Source organism: Paenibacillus periandrae, from assembly GCF_022458865.1.
GTDB classification, from domain to species: Bacteria; Bacillota; Bacilli; order Paenibacillales; family NBRC-103111; genus Paenibacillus_S; species Paenibacillus_S periandrae.
This window is the reverse complement of record NZ_JAJNMU010000127.1, coordinates 1-479: the sequence shown is the minus strand read 5'-3', so window position 1 is coordinate 479 and position 479 is coordinate 1. Positions and strand designations below refer to the sequence as shown.

The window sequence follows — 479 nt, the reverse complement described above, 5'->3', positions numbered from 1 at the left end:
TCGTTTGGTGATGATGGCGAAGGGGAACCACGCGTTCCCATCTCGAACACGACCGTTAAGCCCTTCAGCGCCAATGGTACTTGAACCGCAGGGTTCTGGGAGAGTAGGACGTCGCCAAGCGAACCTCATTAGAGGTTTTGAATAGTGTGTATGTAAGAAAAGAACAACTGAGGGCCCTTAGCTCAGCTGGTTAGAGCGCACCCCTGATAAGGGTGAGGTCGGTGGTTCGAGTCCACTAGGGCCCACCAATTGAATAAATATTCCCTATGGGGCCATAGCTCAGCTGGGAGAGCGCCTGCCTTGCAAGCAGGAGGTCAGCGGTTCGATCCCGCTTGGCTCCACCAATCTTATATTTACTGAATAGCTTGTTCCTTGAAAACTAGATACCGAAACGAAACCAATGTTTAGAGCAGCGTTACTTAACTTCGGTTGAGTAACATCCAAATAGATCTATCCTAACGGATAGGACTTATTAGCGG

The 479-nt window shown here is 49.5% G+C and carries 2 tRNA genes and 1 rRNA gene; all 3 read left to right on the top strand.

From position 1 onward, the window contains the following. Window positions 1-3 precede the first annotated feature (3 nt). The 3 genes from rrf (at window position 4) to LRL21_RS44890 (ending at window position 344) form a co-directional block, all read left to right on the top strand. Window positions 4-120, top strand: a 5S ribosomal RNA gene (gene rrf / locus LRL21_RS44900). 51 nt (window positions 121-171) lie between these two features. Continuing rightward, window positions 172-248 (top strand) — tRNA-Ile (locus tag LRL21_RS44895). A gap of 20 nt (window positions 249-268) precedes the next feature. Continuing rightward, window positions 269-344 (top strand) — tRNA-Ala (locus LRL21_RS44890). The last annotated feature ends 135 nt before the right edge of the window (window positions 345-479 follow it).